This window comes from Streptomyces sp. NPDC041713, assembly GCF_055591085.1.
Genome location: NZ_JBVIZY010000001.1, coordinates 412,304 through 429,875 on the forward strand (window position 1 = coordinate 412,304; position 17,572 = coordinate 429,875).

General features: G+C 72.8%; 14 protein-coding genes and 1 pseudogene. 6 read left to right on the top strand and 9 right to left on the bottom strand.

Annotation, left to right across the window (positions count from 1 at the left end; translation table 11 throughout):
* Positions 1-7: 7 nt before the first annotated feature.
* A complete protein-coding gene (locus ACZ6CV_RS01785; protein WP_469248807.1) occupies positions 8-1,732 on the top strand; it encodes an ABC transporter ATP-binding protein in 1,725 nt (574 codons plus the stop codon).
* Positions 1,733-1,851: 119 nt separating this feature from the next.
* Positions 1,852-3,735 (top strand): ABC transporter ATP-binding protein, encoded by a 1,884-nt coding sequence (locus ACZ6CV_RS01790; RefSeq protein ID WP_469249592.1) that lies wholly within the window; start codon positions 1,852-1,854, stop codon positions 3,733-3,735.
* Here ACZ6CV_RS01790 and ACZ6CV_RS01795 read toward each other — a convergent pair.
* A pseudogene (locus ACZ6CV_RS01795) lies at positions 3,661-4,311 on the bottom strand (LuxR C-terminal-related transcriptional regulator); the annotation flags it as partial. The gene ACZ6CV_RS01790 and the pseudogene ACZ6CV_RS01795 overlap by 75 nt on opposite strands.
* Positions 4,312-4,354: 43 nt before the next feature.
* Positions 4,355-4,975, bottom strand: coding sequence for a TetR family transcriptional regulator (locus tag ACZ6CV_RS01800; RefSeq protein WP_469248809.1), 621 nt, complete (start codon positions 4,973-4,975; stop codon positions 4,355-4,357).
* A 216-nt stretch (positions 4,976-5,191) separates the two neighbouring features.
* Between ACZ6CV_RS01800 and ACZ6CV_RS01805 the strand changes: the two genes are divergently transcribed.
* From ACZ6CV_RS01805 to ACZ6CV_RS01815, 3 genes are read left to right on the top strand one after another with little or no spacing between them, the layout of a single operon-like run.
* Entirely contained in the window at positions 5,192-6,610 is a 1,419-nt protein-coding gene (locus ACZ6CV_RS01805; protein WP_469248811.1) for a glycosyltransferase family 4 protein, read from the top strand.
* Entirely contained in the window at positions 6,604-7,380 is a 777-nt protein-coding gene (locus ACZ6CV_RS01810; RefSeq protein ID WP_362367642.1) for a class I SAM-dependent methyltransferase, read from the top strand. Before ACZ6CV_RS01805 ends, ACZ6CV_RS01810 begins: the two co-directional genes overlap by 7 nt.
* Positions 7,377-8,450, top strand: coding sequence for a prenyltransferase/squalene oxidase repeat-containing protein (locus ACZ6CV_RS01815; protein WP_469248813.1), 1,074 nt, complete (start codon positions 7,377-7,379; stop codon positions 8,448-8,450). Before ACZ6CV_RS01810 ends, ACZ6CV_RS01815 begins: the two co-directional genes overlap by 4 nt.
* 210 nt (positions 8,451-8,660) lie before the next feature.
* Here the strand turns inward: ACZ6CV_RS01815 and ACZ6CV_RS01820 are convergent, their stop codons facing one another.
* Positions 8,661-8,954, bottom strand: coding sequence for a hypothetical protein (locus ACZ6CV_RS01820; protein WP_362367648.1), 294 nt, complete (start codon positions 8,952-8,954; stop codon positions 8,661-8,663).
* 123 nt (positions 8,955-9,077) lie between these two features.
* Here ACZ6CV_RS01820 and ACZ6CV_RS01825 point away from each other — a divergent pair, with 123 nt between their 5' ends.
* Positions 9,078-9,659: a hypothetical protein gene (locus tag ACZ6CV_RS01825; protein WP_469248815.1), complete on the top strand. Its 582-nt coding sequence runs from the start codon at positions 9,078-9,080 to the stop codon at positions 9,657-9,659.
* 319 nt (positions 9,660-9,978) lie between these two features.
* On the opposite strand, the gene ACZ6CV_RS01830 is transcribed toward ACZ6CV_RS01825, so the two are convergent.
* The 6 genes from ACZ6CV_RS01830 to ACZ6CV_RS01855 form a co-directional block, all read right to left on the bottom strand.
* Complete coding sequence (locus ACZ6CV_RS01830) at positions 9,979-10,989, bottom strand: LLM class F420-dependent oxidoreductase (protein WP_469248817.1); 1,011 nt, start codon at positions 10,987-10,989, stop codon at positions 9,979-9,981.
* A 116-nt stretch (positions 10,990-11,105) separates the two neighbouring features.
* Positions 11,106-11,972 carry a hypothetical protein gene (locus ACZ6CV_RS01835; RefSeq protein WP_469248819.1) on the bottom strand — a complete coding sequence of 289 codons (867 nt, stop codon included), beginning with the start codon at positions 11,970-11,972 and terminating at the stop codon, positions 11,106-11,108.
* A 205-nt stretch (positions 11,973-12,177) separates the two neighbouring features.
* Positions 12,178-13,194 carry an N-acetylmuramoyl-L-alanine amidase gene (locus ACZ6CV_RS01840; RefSeq protein WP_469248821.1) on the bottom strand — a complete coding sequence of 339 codons (1,017 nt, stop codon included), beginning with the start codon at positions 13,192-13,194 and terminating at the stop codon, positions 12,178-12,180.
* Between the two features lie 121 nt (positions 13,195-13,315).
* Positions 13,316-13,981 carry a class I SAM-dependent methyltransferase gene (locus ACZ6CV_RS01845; RefSeq protein ID WP_469248823.1) on the bottom strand — a complete coding sequence of 222 codons (666 nt, stop codon included), beginning with the start codon at positions 13,979-13,981 and terminating at the stop codon, positions 13,316-13,318.
* A gap of 205 nt (positions 13,982-14,186) precedes the next feature.
* On the bottom strand, positions 14,187-15,941 hold the full coding sequence (locus ACZ6CV_RS01850; RefSeq protein WP_469248825.1) for an MFS transporter: 1,755 nt from the start codon (positions 15,939-15,941) through the stop codon (positions 14,187-14,189).
* Positions 15,942-16,136: 195 nt separating this feature from the next.
* Positions 16,137-17,441 (bottom strand): DUF6236 family protein, encoded by a 1,305-nt coding sequence (locus ACZ6CV_RS01855; protein ID WP_469248827.1) that lies wholly within the window; start codon positions 17,439-17,441, stop codon positions 16,137-16,139.
* Between the last annotated feature and the right edge of the window lie 131 nt (positions 17,442-17,572).

Here is a 17,572-nt window from a genome sequence, read left to right on the forward strand (position 1 = left end):
GCACCGCATGGCGACGACGACCACCCGCCCGCGCCGACCCACCGTCGACACCCGCCTGCTGGGCACGGCGACCCGGTACAGCGCCGCCCGCTGCACGGCCCTCGCGCTGTGCGCCGTCGCGGGCTCGGGCGCGGCCCTGTTCCTGCCGTTCGCCATCGGCCACGCCCTCGACGCCCTCCTCACCGGCCACCTGACCGGACGGGACACCGACGCCACCCGCTGGATCCTGGTGTGCGCGGCGCTGATCACCGCGAGCGCCCTGCTGGACGCCGTCGACGGCGTCCTCACCGGCACCACCAACGCCCGCACCACCGCCTGGCTGCGCGGCCGCGTCGTACGCCACGTGCTCGCCGTCGGACCGCGCACCACCGCACGCTTCGCCCCCGGCGACCTCGTGGCCCGCCTCATCGACAACGCGGCCCACGCGGGCATCGCGCCCGCCACCATCGCCGCCCTGCTGGCCGCGCTGGTCACGCCCGTCGGCGCGGTGGTCGCGCTCGCCCTCATCGACGGCTGGCTCGCCGTCGTCTTCGTCCTCGGGGCGCCCGTCCTCTTCCTGCTGCTCCGCACCTTCGTCCGCGTCTCCTCCGACTGCGTCGCCCGCTACCAGCGCGTCCAGGGGGACATCGCGGGCCGCCTCGGCGAGGCGATCGGCGGCGCGCGGACCATCGCGGCCGCCCGCACCGAGGACAAGGAGGCGGCGCGCGTGCTGCGGCCGCTGCCCGACCTCAGCCACCAGGGCCACCGGATGTGGCGGGTCCAGGGCCGCTCCCAGGCCCAGGCCGTCGCCGTCGCACCGCTCCTGCAGATCGCGGTCGCCGCGGTCGCGGGACACCTGGTGCTCCACCACCGCATCAGCGTCGGCGACCTGCTCGCCGCGTCCCGGTACGCGGTGCTCGCCACCGGCGTCGGCATGCTCGTCGGCCAGCTGAGCGGCCTGGTCAGGGCGCGGGCCGCCGCGGGCCGCCTGGCGGAGGTCCTCGCGGAACCCGCGACTCGATACGGGACGGAACAACTGCCCTCCGAAGGCGGCCTGTTGGAGTTGCGCGGGGTCAGGGTCAGCCGGGGCGGGCGCACCGTGCTCGACGGCGTCGACCTGACCGTTCCCGCGGGCACCACCGTCGCCGTCGTGGGCCGCTCCGGCGCCGGCAAGTCACTGCTCGCCGCCCTCGCCGGACGGCTCGCCGACCCCGACGAGGGCGACGTACGCCTCGACGGCGTCCCGCTCGCCTCGCTCGGCCGCGCGGAGCTGCGCCGCGAGGTCGGCTACGCCTTCGAACGGCCCGCGCTGCTCGGCGGAACCCTGGAGGGCACGATCGGCTTCGGCGCCCCGCGTCCGACCCCCGCCCGGGTCCGCGAGGCCGCCCGCGCCGCCCGCGCCGACACCTTCGTCACCCGCCTCCCCGACGGCTACGCCACCCCCTGCGCCGACGCCCCGCTCTCCGGCGGCGAGGCCCAACGCCTCGGCCTGGCACGGGCGTTCGCGCGCGGCGGGCGGCTCCTCATCCTCGACGACGCGATGTCGAGCCTCGACACGGTGACCGAACACCACATCGCCGAGGCGCTGCTCGCCCACACCCCGCACCGCAGCCGCCTCGTCATCGCCCACCGGGCGGCGACCGCGGCCCGCGCGGACGCGGTGGCCTGGCTGCACGAGGGCCGGATCCGGGCGGTGGGCACCCACGCGGAACTCTGGCGACTGCCCGAGTACCGGGAGGTGTTCGGCGCGTGAAGTCCTCGCCCTCCGGCAAGCAGGCGCCGTCACCGTCCGGAAAGCGGTCGCCATCACCGTCCGGCAAGCGGGCGCCGTCCGGAGCGAGCAGGGCGCCGCGCGGCCCGTACCGCCGGGGCGTGCGGTTCCTCCGGCGCCGCTGGCCGGTCGTGGTGCGGCTCGCGATCTGGTCCGTCCTGGAGACGGGACAGACCTTCCTCACCGGGTACGCCCTCGCCCGCGCCCTGGACGACGGGTTCCTCGACGGGCGTGAGGCGGTCGGCCTCGGCTGGCTGGGCGCGGCCGCGCTCGGCGTGATCGTCGCCGCGTACGGCACCGGTCAGGTCTACCGCGCCGTCGCCGACCTGGTGGAGCCGTTGCGGGACACCCTGGTACGACAGGTCGTCGGGCGGGGGCTGCGCGAGGCGGACGGCGCCGCCGTCTCCCGGCTGACCCAGCAGGTGGAGATCGCCAGGGACACCTTCGCGGGCCTGGTGATGGTCTCCCGGTCCTTCGTCTTCACGGTGGCGGGCGCGCTCGTCGGACTGTTCTCGCTGGACCCGCGCCTCCTCCTGGTGGTGGGGCCGCCGCTTCTCGCCGGCATCGGCCTGTTCGTGGCGACGCTGCGCCCGCTGGCCCGGCGGCAGGAGGAGTTCCTGGTCGCGGACGAGCGCCTCGCGGGTCAACTGGGCCTCGTCTGCCCGGGGTTGCGGGACGTCGCGGCGGCCGGCGCGGAGGACGACGTGGCCGACGACCTGGGCCGGGGCGTCGAGCGCGAGTACGCGACCGCGGGCGCCCTCGCCCGCTGGGGCGTCCTGCGCACGGCGGCCCTCGCCGTCGGCGGCCAGCTCCCGCTCGTGCTGCTGCTCGCCGCGGGCCCCTGGCTCCTGGACCGGGGCGTCTCGCCGGGCGCCCTGGTCGGTGCCCTCGCGTACGTCACCCAGGCCCTGCTCCCGGCCCTGCACAACCTGGTCCACGGCCTGGGCGCGAGCGGCTCCCGCCTGGCCATCGTCCTGCGCCGCCTGACGTGGGACCCGGCCCCGGAGCCCGCCCCCGAGCCCGCCCCCGAGTCCACCTCGAAGCCCTCTCCCGTTCCCGCCCCCGGGAGGAGCGGCGGCGACGCGGACGCCACCGCCCCCGCCCTCCACCTCTCCGGCCTCACCTTCGCCTACGGCCCGCACGCCGAGCCCGTCCTGCGGGATCTGGGGCTCACCCTCGCCCGCGGCGAGCACCTCGCCGTCGTCGGGCCGAGCGGCATCGGAAAGTCGACGTTGGCCGGAATCATCGCAGGGCTGCTCGTGCCGGACGCCGGTGACGTGCGCGTCGCCGGGCTGCCCGTGCGGGGCGCGAAGGCGGCGGAGCGGCGCGTCCTCATCCCCCAGGAGGCGTACGTCTTCACCGGGACGCTCCGCGACAACCTGCGCTATCTGCGGGATCTGCGGACGGATCCGCCCCAGGATGACAAGCTGCTCGCCGCCGTCGAAGCGGTCGGCCTGGCCCCGCTCGTGGCGCGGCTCGGTGGCCTGGACGCCCCGCTCGTACCCGGTGAACTCTCGGCCGGTGAGCGGCAGTTGATCGCGCTGACCCGCGCTTGGCTGTCGCCCGCGCCGCTGGCCCTGCTCGACGAGGCGACCTGTCATCTCGACCCGGTCGCCGAGGAGCGCGCCGAGCGGGCCTTCGCGGCCCGCCCGGGCGGCACTCTGGTGGTGGTGGCCCACCGCATCAGTTCGGCCCGCCGTGCCGACCGCGTCCTGGTGATGGACGGAGCGCACGCCCTGTGCGGGCGGCACGACGAGCTGTTGGAGCGTTCGCCTCTCTATCGGGACCTCAACGGCGCGGGCGAGTGGGGGGAGGAGGGCGCCGCCTCACACCCACCCCTCGCCCTGCGAGATCCGTATCGCGTCGATCCTGTTCCGCGCCCCGGTCTTCCGGGTGATCGCGGCCATGTAGTTGCGCACCGTTCCGTTGGACAGATGGAGGCTGTTGGCGATCTCGGCGACCGACGCACCCCCGGCGGCGAGTGACAGCACGGTCAACTCCCGTCGGGTGAGCGGCATCTGCGCCGCCTTGAGAAAGCCGAACCCCAGCGACTCGTCGACGTACCGACGACCCGCCGCCACCTGTCGTATCCCCGCGAGCAGCCGTTCCGGCGGGCTCGCCTTGTTCACATAGCCGAGTGCGTCCGCCTCCGCCGCCCGCCGCAACTGCCCCGGTCGGTTCGCGGTGGTGAGCACCAGCACCCGGCATCCCCTCCCCAGTGCCGAGGGCCCCGTCAGCTCGCCCAGCGGGGCCCCCGCGTAGGTCGCCTCGTCGTCGAGGTCGACCACACATAAGTCCGGCCGTACGCTGCGCTGCCGGCCGCGCGCCTGTGACCACGGCGCGTGGAACACCTCCAGATCCGGCTCACGGGCGAGTTGTTCCGCCAGAGCCATTCGCATTAGACAGGCGTCGTGCACGAGAAGGACCCGGATCACGCTCTTGCCCCTCCAGCTCCCCGCTCCGGTTGCTCCGTTCAAGCACGCAGAACATTCATAGCGGTGAGTACCCCCGTCGTGACGCTGAGAACTGGCCAAGGGGGGGTTTGGGGGCGCATTTGCCATACGACTGTGCGCCCCCCGTGCCCCGGACGGGAGGGCGAGGCGATTACGTCCGCGGATCCACCGTGAGGTCGATGAGCCGGCACACCGTCTCGATGTCGATCTTCACCTGGGCGATCGAGGCACGCCCGGAGAGCCAGGTGATCAGGGCGGAGTGCCAGGTGTGCTCGATGACCCGCACCGCGGAGAGCTGCTGCGTGGTCGGCGTCTCGGTCAGGCCCATCGCGTCCAGGATGATCGCCGTCGTCAGCCGCGAGACCGTGTCGACCTCCGGGCTCACCGAACGGTCCGCGAAGGTCAGGGCCCGCACCATCGCGTCGGCCAGGTGCGGCTCGCGCTGCAGCGCGCGAAAGGCCCGCATCAGCGTCTCGGCGACCCGCTCGGCGGGCGTCTCGCCGGCCGGCGGCCGCTTCCTGATGGTCGTGTGCATGTGCTGCAGCTGGTCCTGCATGGTGGCGACCAGGAGGTGCACCTTGGAGGGGAAGTAGCGGTACAGGGTGCCGAGGGCGACGCCGGCGGCCTCGGCGACCTCCCGCATCTGCACGGCGTCGAAGCCGCCCCTGCTGGCCAGTTGGGCGCTGGCGTGCAGAATGCGGCGGCGGCGCGCCTCCTGGCGCTCGGTCAGGGCCGGTGCCGCCGGGTTCGCCGCCTTGGCTTCCGCTGTCATGTCGTGGCCCCTTTTGGAAAACGCCTCCCGAGATCGCACAGCATGGCAGGGAGCCTGTCGTGGCGCGAATCACCTGATCCGGGCCGTACACCTCGCCTACCTGCCGGTAGATTCAAAGCTCGTTCAGCGATCATTCAGCGATCAAGTCTGAAACTTGTTCTAGATTACCGTCCCGGCGTAACCTCGCGGAGAACCGCAGGAAGAAGGGGGCCGAGAGTGACCGCTGAGGCCATGGAGGCAGGCCCCCGAAAGGGCTCTGGCCGGGGCGGCGAGCGTCCGCTGCGCATCGCCCTCCTCACGTACAAGGGGAACCCGTTCTGCGGGGGACAGGGCGTCTACGTACGCCATCTCTCGCGCGAGCTCGCCCGGCTCGGCCACAGCGTCGAGGTGATCGGCGCCCAGCCCTACCCCGTCCTCGACGAGGGCCCCGGCCTCGACGGGCTCCGCCTCACCGAGCTGCCGAGCCTGGACCTCTACCGCTCGCCCGACCCCTTCCGCACCCCCAAGCGGGACGAGTACCGCGACTGGGTCGACGCCCTCGAAGTGGCGACGATGTGGACCGGCGGCTTCCCCGAACCCGTCACCTTCAGCCTGCGCGCCCGGCGCCATCTGCGCGCCCGGCGCGGCGAGTTCGACGTCGTGCACGACAACCAGACCCTCGGCTACGGCCTGCTCGGCGACCTCGGCGCGCCCCTGGTCACCACGATCCACCACCCCATCACCGTCGACCGGCAGCTTGAGCTGGACGCCGCGCCGAACCTCAGGCGCCGCCTCTCCGTACGCCGCTGGTACGCCTTCACCCGCATGCAGAAGCGCGTGGCCCGGCGCCTGCCGTCCGTCCTCACCGTCTCCGGCAGCTCGCGCCAGGAGATCGTCGACCACCTCGGCGTCCGCGACGACCGCATCAGCGTCGTCCACATCGGCGCCGACACCGACCTCTTCTCGCCCGACCCGTCGGTCCCCGAGGTGCCGGGCCGGATCGTGACGACGTCCAGCGCCGACGTCCCGCTCAAGGGCCTGGTCCACCTCATCGAGGCGCTCGCCAAGACGCGCACCGAGAACCCCGCCGCCCACCTCGTCGTCGTCGGCAAGCGCGCCGAGGACGGGCCGGTCGCGCAGGCCATCGAGCGGCACGGCCTCGCGGGCGCCGTCGAGTTCGTCAAGGGCATCACCGACGCCGAACTCGTCGACCTCGTCCGCTCCGCGCAGGTCGCCTGCGTCCCTTCGCTGTACGAGGGGTTCTCGCTGCCCGCCGCCGAGGCGATGGCCACCGGCACGCCGCTCCTCGCCACCACCGGCGGGGCGATCCCGGAGGTCGCGGGCCCGGACGGCGAGACCTGCCTCGCGGTGCCGCCCGGCGACGCGGGGGCGCTCGCGCACGGCCTGAACCGGCTCCTCGGCGACGCCGCGCTGCGGGCCAGGCTCGGCGCGGCCGGGCGCGCCCGGGTGCTCGAACGGTTCACCTGGGCCCGCGCCGCCCAGGGCACCGCGGAGCTCTACCGCGCGGCGATCGACCGCTCCGCCGGAGGGGGCGCCGCCCGCGCGGCCGAGCGCGGCCTCGCCCTCCCGTCGGCCGCGGCCACGGCCGCCCCCGAAGTTGCAGGACCTCACCACGAAAGCAGGGCCACGTGCTGACCGTCGACTTCACCCGCTTCCCGCTCGCCGCCGGCGATCGCGTGCTCGACCTGGGCTGCGGCGCGGGCCGGCACGCCTTCGAGTGCTACCGGCGCGGCGCCCAGGTGGTGGCCCTCGACCAGAACGGCGAGGAGATCCGCGAGGTCGCCAAGTGGTTCGCCGCGATGAAGGAGGCGGGCGAGGCGCCGGCGGGCGCGACCGCCACCGCGATGGAGGGCGACGCGCTCAACCTGCCCTTCCCCGACGCCTCGTTCGACGTCGTGATCATCTCCGAGGTCATGGAGCACATCCCCGACGACAAGGGCGTCCTCGCGGAGATGGTGCGCGTCCTCAAGCCCGGTGGCCGCATCGCCGTGACCGTCCCGCGCTACGGCCCCGAGAAGGTCTGCTGGGCCCTCTCCGACGCCTACCACGAGGTCGAGGGCGGCCACATCCGCATCTACAAGGCGGACGAGCTGCTCGGGCGGATGAGGGAGGCCGGGCTCAAGCCGTACGGCACCCACCACGCGCACGCGCTGCACTCGCCGTACTGGTGGCTCAAGTGCGCGTTCGGCGTCGACAACGACAAGGCCCTGCCGGTCCGCGCGTACCACAAGCTGCTGGTCTGGGACATCATGAAGAAGCCCCTCGCGACGCGGGTGGCCGAGCAGCTGCTCAACCCGGTCGTCGGCAAGAGCTTCGTCGCCTACGCCACCAAGCCGCACCTCCCGAAGGCCTCGGCCGGCGCGGGCGCGGACGCGGCGGCGGACACGGCGGCGGACGCCAAGTGACGAGCCCCGAGCGGACCGAACACCTCGTCCTGCCCGGCGTCCTGACGGCCGATCAGGCCATGGCGACGGTGCGCGGCATCCTCGCCGTGCAGCGCGAGGACGGCGCCATCCCGTGGTTCCGCGGCCACCACCTGGACCCGTGGGACCACACCGAGGCGGCCATGGCGCTGGACGCGGCCGGCGAGCACGCCGCCGCCGAGCGCGCCTACGACTGGCTCGTGCGCCACCAGAACCCGGACGGCTCCTGGTACGCGGCGTACGCCGACGGCGACCCCGACGACGTCACCGACCGCGGCCGCGAGACCAACTTCTGCGCGTACCTCGCCGTCGGCGTCTGGCACCACTACCTCTCCACCGGCGACGAGGCGTTCCTCGACCGCATGTGGCCCGCCGTGGTCGCCGCCGTCGAGTTCGTCCTCGCGCTGCAGCAGCCCGGCGGGCAGATCGGCTGGAAGCGGGAGGCGGACGGCACGCCGGTGACCGACGCGCTCCTGACCGGCTCCTCCTCCATCCACCAGGCGCTGCGCTGCGCGCTCGCCGTCGCCGAGCAGCGCGACGAGCCGCAGCCCGACTGGGAGTTGGCGGCCGGGGCGCTGGCCCACGCGATCCGCCGCCACCCCGAGCGCTTCCTCGACAAGGACCGCTACTCGATGGACTGGTACTACCCGGTCCTCGGTGGCGCGCTGACCGGCGCGGAGGCCAAGGCCCGCATCGAGGAGGGCTGGGACCGCTTCGTGGTGCCTGAGCTCGGCGTGCGGTGCGTGGTGCCCAATCCGTGGGTCACCGGCGGTGAGAGCGCCGAACTCGCCCTGGCCCTGTGGATCCTCGGCGAGTCCGACCGCGCCCTGGAGATCCTGCAGTCCATCCAGCACCTGCGCGATCCGAAGTCCGGCCTGTACTGGACGGGTTACGTGTTCGACGACAGGGCGATCTGGCCCGAGGAGCTCACCACGTGGACGGCGGGCTCCCTGCTCCTCGCGGTGGCGGCCCTCGGCGGCGACGAGGCAACCTGCGCCATCTTCGCCGGCGACCGCCTGCCGCGGGGCTTGGACCCGGACTGCTGCGGCTGACGCTGCGCGGGGCGGTGGGGAGTCTGCGGGCCCGGACGTGGCTGGTCGCGCAGTTCCCCGCGCCCCTTAAAGGGCCGACTTCGGCTCGGCTGCACGGGCTTTCGCGCGACCGCCTGCCGCGGGCCTCGCCCCGGGGCGGTGGGGAGTCCGCGGGCCCGGACGTGGCTGGGCGCGCAGTTCCCCGCGCCCCTTAGGGGGTGACGCCGCCGTTCAGTAGCGGCGCAGGCGGCCTGCCAGGGCGTGGCCGATCAGGAGGTAGACGACGGCGGCCAGGCCGTAGCCGGCGACGACCCGGGCCCAGTCCTCGTCGAAGGTGAACAGGTCGTGGGACCAGCCGGCCAGCCAGCGGGCCACGTCGTGGACGACCTGGACGAGGTCGTTGGCGCGGTTCGCGTCCAGGAGGTACATCAGGATCCACAGGCCGAGTATCGCGGCCATGATGTCGGCGACGAGCGCTATGACCCGTCCCGCGGTGCTGCCGTGGGAGTGCCGTGTGGGAGACATAAGGACCGTATACCGGGGAGTTCCCCCTTGAAACCCGTACGGGCCCGCTCCGCTGGCGGGGGTGCGAGGGCCGGGTGAGGCTGCGGGAAGGACCGTCTCGTCCGGCGGTCCGCCCGCTCTCGTATGGAGGCCGTTCCCGTGCTCAGCCCCGTATCCGTGCGCCGTGCCGGCGTCTCCCTCACGCTCTGCTGCACCCTGCTGGCCGGCGCCACGGCCTGCGGCAGCAGCGATGAGAAGAAGACCGCGTCCGCGTCGGCGCCGTCCGCCAGCAGCAGCAGTACCGAGCAGCACGAGAAGCAGAAGTTCGCCAAGACCCGGTTCGTCGCCAACGCGGGCCTCGCCGCGGGCGCGACGTACCAGTGGATCGTGAAGCCGTTCCGCGCCGGCAAGTTCAAGAAGGGCGCCCACGGCCGCAAGTTCGCGCTCGTCAAGGCGGGCCTCGCGGGGGCGTTCACGTACAACCGGCTGAAGGCCGCGACGAAGAACGCGCAGGGCGACCCGACCCTCTCCAAGGCGGTGGCCCCGCTCACCTCGGGCATCGACGCCCTCAAGGACCTCCCGTCCAAGCTCCGCAAGGGCGAGGGGACGGACTCGGTCGTGAACTCCTTCGACGACATCATCAAGGACGTCAAGGGCGCGGGCAGCAGCGCGGGCGCGGAGGTCAAGGACAAGGTGCCGTCGGCGGGGGAGCTCAGCAAGGGCTGAGGACGCCGCCCTGCCGCCCGGGGAGGGCGGCAGGGGACGTTCGCCGGCGCTACTCGGGCAGGCGGGCGAGGATCGCCTCCAGCCCGAAGGCGAAGCGGCTCTCGAAGGCGCCGTACCGCAGGTGCGCCGCGACCCGGTGCAGCGCCGGATACGTACCGGCGTCCACGGCCTCCCGAAGGGCTGGTCCGGCATACGCGCCGCCCTCGTCCGCCCGACGGCCACATCGCCTGGGCGAGCGCGGACAGCGACGACACGGCGCTCGTCGACGGCCTCACCGCCGCCCTCCCCGCCACCCATCGGAAGCGGCCCACGGCGGCCGTCAGGAGTTGAGCTCGGCCAGGACCCGCAGGGTGTGCGGGTCCGGGGCGAGGACCAGCAGATCCGTCACCGGGCCCTCGCGCCACGCTTCGAGCCGCTCGGCGACCCGGGCGCGCGGGCCCACCAGGGAGATCTCGTCGGCGAAGGCGTCCGGCACGGCGAGCACCGCCTCCTCCCTGCGCCCCGCGAGAAAGAGCTCCTGGACGCGCCGGGCCTCCGCCTCGTACCCCATGCGCGCCATCAGGTCGGCGTGGAAGTTGCGCGCGGAGTGCCCCATGCCGCCGATGTAGAAGCCGAGCATGGCCTTGACCGGCAACAGGCCCTCCGCGACGTCGTCGCAGATCTTCGCCCGTGCCATGGGGGCGATGGTGAACCCCTCCCGCAGACCGGTCAGCGACGCCTCGTAGACGTCTGTGCGCAACGGCGACCAGTACAGCGGCAGCCAGCCGTCCGCGATCCGTGTGGTCTGCGCGATATTCTTGGGCCCCTCGGCGCCGAGCAGGATCGGCAGGTCGGCGCGGAGGGGGTGGGTGATCGGCTTGAGGGGCTTACCGAGCCCGGTGCCGTCCTCGCCGGCGTACGGGTGGGCGTGGAACCGTCCCGCCAGCTCCACCGGCCCCTCGCGGCGCAGCACCTGCCGGATCACCTCCACGTACTCCCGCGTCGCGGTCAGCGGCGACCTCGGGAACGGCCGTCCGTACCAGCCCTCCACCACCTGCGGCCCGGAGAGCCCGAGGCCGAGCATCATCCGCCCGCCGGAGAGGTGGTCGAGGGTGAGGGCATGCATGGCGGTGGTGACGGGAGAGCGCGCCGCCATCTGTACGACGGCGGTACCGAGCCTGATCCGCGAGGTCCGCGCGGCGATCCAGGTCAGCGGAGTGAAGGCGTCCGAGCCCCAGGCCTCGGCGGTCCACACGGAGTCGTAGCCGAGCCGCTCGGCCTCCTGGGCGAGGGCGACGTGCCCGGGGTCGGGGCCGCGCCCCCAGTAGCCGAGTGCGAGCCCGAGCCGCATAGGCCTGCCTCCCTGGTGAACTGACGGATCGTCAGATGGGTCCGTAGGGGAGGGACTGTACGACAACGGCCCCCCGCCCGGAAGGGCGAGGGGCCGCGGTACCGCGATGCGTGGGGTCAGCCGCGCTGGATCCCCGTGGTGTCCTGCAGCACGCCGCGACGGCCGTCCTGCGTCTGGGCCACCAGGCCGGGGCCGCGCTGCTCGACGGCCAAGTACCAGGTGCCGGGCGCCAGTTCGGCGATCGGCGTCGGCGAGCCGTCCTCCGCGTACAGCGGACGCGGCACCGGCACGGCGAACCAGAACGGCGAGAAGTCACCGGCCGGCTGCGCCTGCGCGGGCGGCGGGGTCTGACCGGCCTGCGGCTGCGGCTGCTGCCCGCCGAAGGACTGGCCCTGCGGCTGACCCGGCTGGCCGCCGTAGGGCGCGCCCGGCTGCGGCTGACCCGCGCCGGCGCCCGGGTAGCCGTAGCCACCCTGCGGCTGGCCGCCGTAGGGCTGCGGGGCCATCGGCTTGGGGCCGCCCATGAGGGGGGCCTTCAGGGCCGGGACGAGCAGGGTCGCGACCGCGGCGCCGGCGAGCACGAGCGCGCCGATCAGGCCGAGGATGAGGCCGACACCGGCGTCGGGGGTCTCTCCGCGCCCGAGGGAGCTGTCGAAGATGAAGTTGTAGGACTGGTCGGTGTCGAAGATCGCACCGAGCGAGCTCCACGCGGCGGCGACGGTGAAGGCCACCCCGAGCTGGCCGAGGTCCAGGCCCGCGACCTTGCGCTGCTGCGGCAGGGCCCGGCCCACGACGATCAGCACGGCACCGATGATGCCGAGCAGGTACACGCTGAGCAGCAGGTTGCCGTTTTCCCAGGCGTTCGGAATCTTGTCGCTGGGGGCGCCGTCGATGTCAAGGGTGTCGAGGAACGAGGCGATGAAGAGCAACACCGCTGCTCCGATCACCACGCCGTCGCCTCGAGTGAGGGAGCGGAAATTCACTTCAGGTCCTTCGTCGGTCGTCTCGTCAGTGGAGGCGTCGCTGTCGCCGTAGTCGCGTTCGTGTCGCGGTGCGCGAAGCGCGGGGGTGGCCCCTCATCGTAGGGAGGACAATATCGTCCGGAGCCTCGGGGTGTCTGCTCGGGATAAAGACGTGCACGCTTCGATACGAAGACGTTCACCGTCCGCCCCCGATCGCGTTCACGCCCTACTTGCGAAGAAATCCCGCGATTCCCTCATTGATCCCCTGCGCCGCCTTCTGCCGCCACGCGCCGCTGGTCAGCAGGGCCGCGTCCTTCGTGTCCCGCATGTTCCCGCACTCGATGAACACCTTCGGAACGGTGGAGAGATTGAGGCCGCCGAGGTCCTTGCGGGTGTCGAGACCGGTGCCGCCGCCCACGTAGTTGGAAGGGGCACTGCCCGTCGCGCTCACGAACTTTCCGGCGATGCGCTCGCCCAACTCCTTGGAGGGGGCGACGATCGCGGAGGTGTCGGCGGCGCCGGACTTCACCTTCGCGGGCAGGATCACGTGGAATCCGCGGTTGCCCGCCGCGGAGCCGTCCGCGTGGATGGAGATCACCGCGTCGGCCTTCGCCTGGTTGCCGATCCGGGCGCGCTCGTCGACGCACGGGCCCCAGGGGCGGTCGCCGTCGTGGGTGAACTTGACCGTGGCGCCCTGCTTTTCGAGGAGGGTGCGCAGCCGCCGGGAGACGTCGAGGGTGAAGTTCGCCTCGGCGTAACCCCCGTTGGTGGACGTGCCCGTGGTGTCGCACTCCTTACGGTTCGTCCCGATGTCCACCGGGCGGTTGATCTCGGTGGTGTGGCGGACGTTGCCGGGGTTGTGGCCGGGGTCGACCACGACGACCTTGCCCTTGAGCGGGCCGTCGGCGGCGGGTCCGCGCCCCGGCGACTTCGTAGTCGAATCGTTGTCGGCGCCGTCCGCGCCCTTGCCGTCCTTGTCCTTTTCCTTCCCCTTGTCGGGCTTCTCGGAGCCCGACGGGGAGGCGGCGGCGGACCCGGACGGGGTGCGCTCGCCGGTGGACGCGGAGGACGAGGCCGGCAGCGATCTCGCCGGGTCGCTCCCGTCCGGCCCACTGGTGGCCTGGTAGACGAGCCAGCCCGCGAGGCAGGTCGGCACCAGCGCGGCGACGGCCACCGTCAGCGGACGGCCGATGCGGCGCTTGGGCGGCTGGGAGGGATCGAATTCCGGACCTACGTACGACACGGGAGCGAGCCTATCCGCGCGGCCCGCCGCCCGCGCCCGTTGAGGTCAGATGGGGGACCCGTCCGGTCCGGGGAGGGGGACGAACCGTCAGATCCCCGGCCCAGGCGGATCTCCGGCTCCGTCAGATCCCCGGCCCCGTCCGGCGCAGCACCCGCAGCGACCCCGCCACCGAGACCTCGGTGAACGCGCCGGACCCCAGGGCCCTCAAGTACACCCGGTACGGCGCCTGCCCGGTCATGATGTCGACGGGGTCGGGGAACACGTCGTGGATGACGAGCAGCCCGCCCTCGGCGATGTGCGGCGCCCAGCCCTCGTAGTCGGCCGTGGCGTGCTCGTCGGTGTGGCCGCCGTCGACGAAGACCAGGCCGAGCGGGCCGCCCCACGCCTTCGCCACCTGCGGCGAGCGGCCGACGATCGCGATGACGTGGTCCTCCAGGCCCGCCTTGTGCAGTGTGCGGCGGAAGGTGGGCAGCGTGTCCATCCGTCCGACCTCGGGGTCCACCGTCTCCGGGTCGTGGTACTCCCAGCCGGGCTGCTGCTCCTCGCTGCCGCGGTGGTGGTCCACGGTGATCGCGGCGACCCCGGCCTGCCGGGCCGCGTCGGCCAGCAGGATCGTGGAGCGCCCGCAGTACGTGCCGACTTCGAGCAGGGGCAGGCCGAGCGCCCCGGCCTCGGTCGCCGCCGCGTAGAGGGCGAGCCCCTCGTCGTCCGGCATGAAGCCCTTGGCCTCCCGGAACGCGGTGAGGACCGCCGGCTTCGGCGTGGGCGTCGGGTCGGCGGCGGCCATGGGTTCCTCCGGGCGGTGCGGGTGGGTGCGGGCGGACACGGGTGCGGGTGAGCGCGGGTGCGGGTGAGCGCGGGTGCGGGCGGGCGTGAGCGCGGCAGCGGCCGCGGGTGCGGCGTGCTCGCGGGCCGCCCATGCTGCCGCACGCCGCCCCCGCCCGGTCGGCCGGGTCGGGGGCGGCGGGTCACCCTGCGGTCGCGCGACCGGCTCAGGCCGGGACGTCGGTCCCGGCGGCCGAGACGTCGGTCCCGGCCGGCAGGGACAGGTCCAGCTCGACCGGGTGGTTCTGGCCGGGGTGGGCCGCCGCCGAGGCCAGCGGGCCGTGGCCGGTGGCGCGGACCGCCAGGACGTACGAGCCGTCGCCGGGCACGTCGAGCGCGTACCGGCCGCCCTCGTCGGTGAGGGCGGTGCCCGCCTGGCGCCCCCTGCGGTCGATCAGCGTGACCTTCGCGCGCGGGACGGGCGTCCCGTCCGCGTCCCGCACCAGGCCGTGGAAGCCGGCGAGCGCCCGCACCGCGCGCTCCAGGTTGGCGTCCTCCTCGCTGCTGGCGCGCAGCTGCGTGGTGGCCGGGCGGCGCGCGGAGGGCAGCATGAGGGCGAAGAGCAGGCCGACGACGACCGCGCCCGCGGCGATCAGGAACGAGACGCGGAAGCCGTGCATGGTGGGGACGGCGATGCCGCCGACGTGGTCCGCGGTGTTGGCGAGGACCATGCCGATCACGGCGCTCGACACCGACGTGCCGATCGAGCGCATCAGGGTGTTGAGGCCGTTGGCCGCGCCCGTCTCGGACGGGTCGACCGAGCCGATGATGAGGGCGGGCAGCGAGGAGTAGGCGAGGCCGATGCCCGCGCCGAGCAGCACCGCGATGATGATCGTCTGCCAGGCGGCGCTCATCAGGCCGAGCCCGGCGCCGTAGCCGATCGTGATGATCAGCATGCCGAGGATGAGGGTCACCTTCGGGCCGTACTTCGCCGACAGGCGGGCGTAGACGGGCGCCGTGAACATCATCGTCAGGCCGAGCGGCATCACGCACAGGCCCGCGACGACCATGGACTGGCCGAGGCCGTACCCGGTCGCGGTGGGCAGCTGGAGCAGCTGGGGCAGGACCAGCGAGACGGCGTAGAAGGCGACGCCGACCATGATCGAGGCGAGGTTGGTGAAGAGCACCGAGCGGCGGGCCGTGGTGCGCAGGTCCACCAGCGGGGCCTTCAGGCGCAGCTCCATCACGCCCCACAGGACGAGGACGACGGCCGCGGCGCCGAAGAGGCCGAGCGTGATCGGCGCGGACCAGCCCCAGTCGCTGCCCTTGGTGATGGGCAGCAGGAACAGGACGAGACCGGCGGAGAGCCCGATTGCGCCGAGCACGTCGAAGGTGCCCTCGGCGCGCACCGGGCTCTCCGGCACGAAGACGAGGGTCAGCAGGATGGAGAGGACGCCGAGTCCGGCGGCGCCGAAGAACAGCGCGTGCCAGTCGGCGTTCTGCGCGGTCAGCGCGGCCACCGGCAGGGCGAGGCCGCCGCCGACGCCGATGGAGGAGCTCATCAGGGCCATCGCCGAGCCGAGCTTCTCGCGGGGCAGCTCGTCGCGCATCAGGCCGATGCCGAGCGGGATGGCGCCCATCGCGAAGCCCTGCAGGGCGCGGCCGACGATCATCACGACGAGATCGTCGGTGAAACCGCAGACCAGCGACCCGACGACCATCACGGCCAGGCTGGTGAGCAGCATCTTCCGCTTGCCGTAGAGGTCGCCGAGGCGGCCCATGATCGGCGTGGAGACGGCGCCCGCGAGCAGGGTCGACGTCATGACCCAGGTGGCGTTCGACGGCGAGGTGCTCAGCAGCTCCGGCAGGTCCTTGATGACCGGCACGAGCAGGGTCTGCATCACCGCGACGACGATGCCTGAGAAGGCGAGTACGGGGACGACTCCGCGTATGCCGCGTGGGTGGGTCGTCGACATCGACATTGCTTGGGGCCTCCGGGCAGGAAGAGGGCTCGGCAGGAGCGCGTGGGGCGGGTACGTGTAGCTCGAACCCGTTTCCCGGGGCGACTATTCCGACGGATGTCGTACGAGGGGAAGTCTTGACCTTCTGTTAACCGTTTCATCACCGGGGCAGAAGCCGTTCTGCCGTGTCAGTGCAGGCGAGCAGGGGGCGTGGTCTCAGATCCCCGTGCCGGTGGCCCGCGCTGCGCCACGCAAGACGCGACGTACGAGCGATTTCGGGGCCAGGCCGTAATGAAGGCGCAGGAGAAACGCGGCGGCGGAATTTCGCAGGTGAGCGTCGCGGGTCTGCGCGTTTGCGCGGCGGACGGACGCCACGCCGAAGGCCAGCGCGCCAGCCGTGACGAGAGAGGATCCCGCAGCGAGGCCGCCCAGAGACGCAGCGGCCGCGGTGCCCAGCTCGACCTTGTAACCGATGACGCTGTACCCGCCGGCCATCTTGAGGCCCTTCATGGCTCCTTGGAGTTCCGCGAGCGGAGTCTCGAAGCGCCGGCGGGAGGCCAGACGCAAGTACTCCTGGAGGGCGGCCTGGTCCTCGATGGCGCCAAGGGTTTCGCGCAGCTCTGCCGCAGTCGCGGCGACCGCCTCTGTGAACGCGTCGAACTCTGCTGCGTGGCGGTTGCGCAGCTGGATGATCCTCTCGATCGGAATAGTGCCGAGGCCCCCTGGTAGGACGCACTTGACGGCCAGGTGAGCGACCGTGCCCACCATCTGTCCATCGGGGGCGGCAGACGGCTGACCGTCGCTAGGAGTATGGCCATCGCCCAGGAGAAGGGCCGCCAGCCTCTCCGCATCCCAACTACCGCTGGCTGCATGCGCGGTGAGCTGGTCTGTGGCCGGCACATAGCCTGTACGGCGCGCCACCTCATCCGTGAGAAGGCACTTGTAGGCCCTGGCCACGCGGGGGTCCACCAAGACCCACCGATCGGCCACTCCCTGACGCAGCTCCGACTGGCGGCCTCCGCCACGCGTGGTGACACCCACTTCACCGAGGCTGCCACCGCCGTGGACAAGCGTGCGGATGAGATCCGGAGTGACTTCGTTCTCGTGCAGGGCGACAAGTTCGGGCCCGAGGCGGTGCTGGAAGCTGGGGCCGTAGAGGTTGATGTTGCGCACGCAGGGGCGGATGAAGTTGTCGTACGCGTCTTCCCACATCATGGGCAGGCCGCTCGGCTGCGCGGCCCCCCGATGCGTGAGATCGCCCCCGTAAAGACGCTCGAGGGCGAAACGGTGCTCATGAATCACCTGACAGAAGACGGGGGCCACCGCACGTGCCGCCGCGGCCGGGTCCACGTCCACGACGAAGTCGAGCTCGTCCTTGAGTGCAAGGGCGACCCCGGAGTCGCGCGGTGTGAACCCGGCCGGGACGACACGGGCCATGCGCGGCCAGTACAACGCGGCAGCCTTCATCCACTCCTCGTCCCGGAAGTGGAAGTACGGGTAGTAGAGCCCGATGCGTTGCATCGGCTCAGGCTAGCCAAACACGCATGTGAGGCAGGGGAGTTCGTGAAAACGTCCTGACACCCCGCATGCGGAGAACCGCGGCCCCACGCGGGATCCAACTGGGCCGTCCAGCCGATCCTTCGTCTGACCTT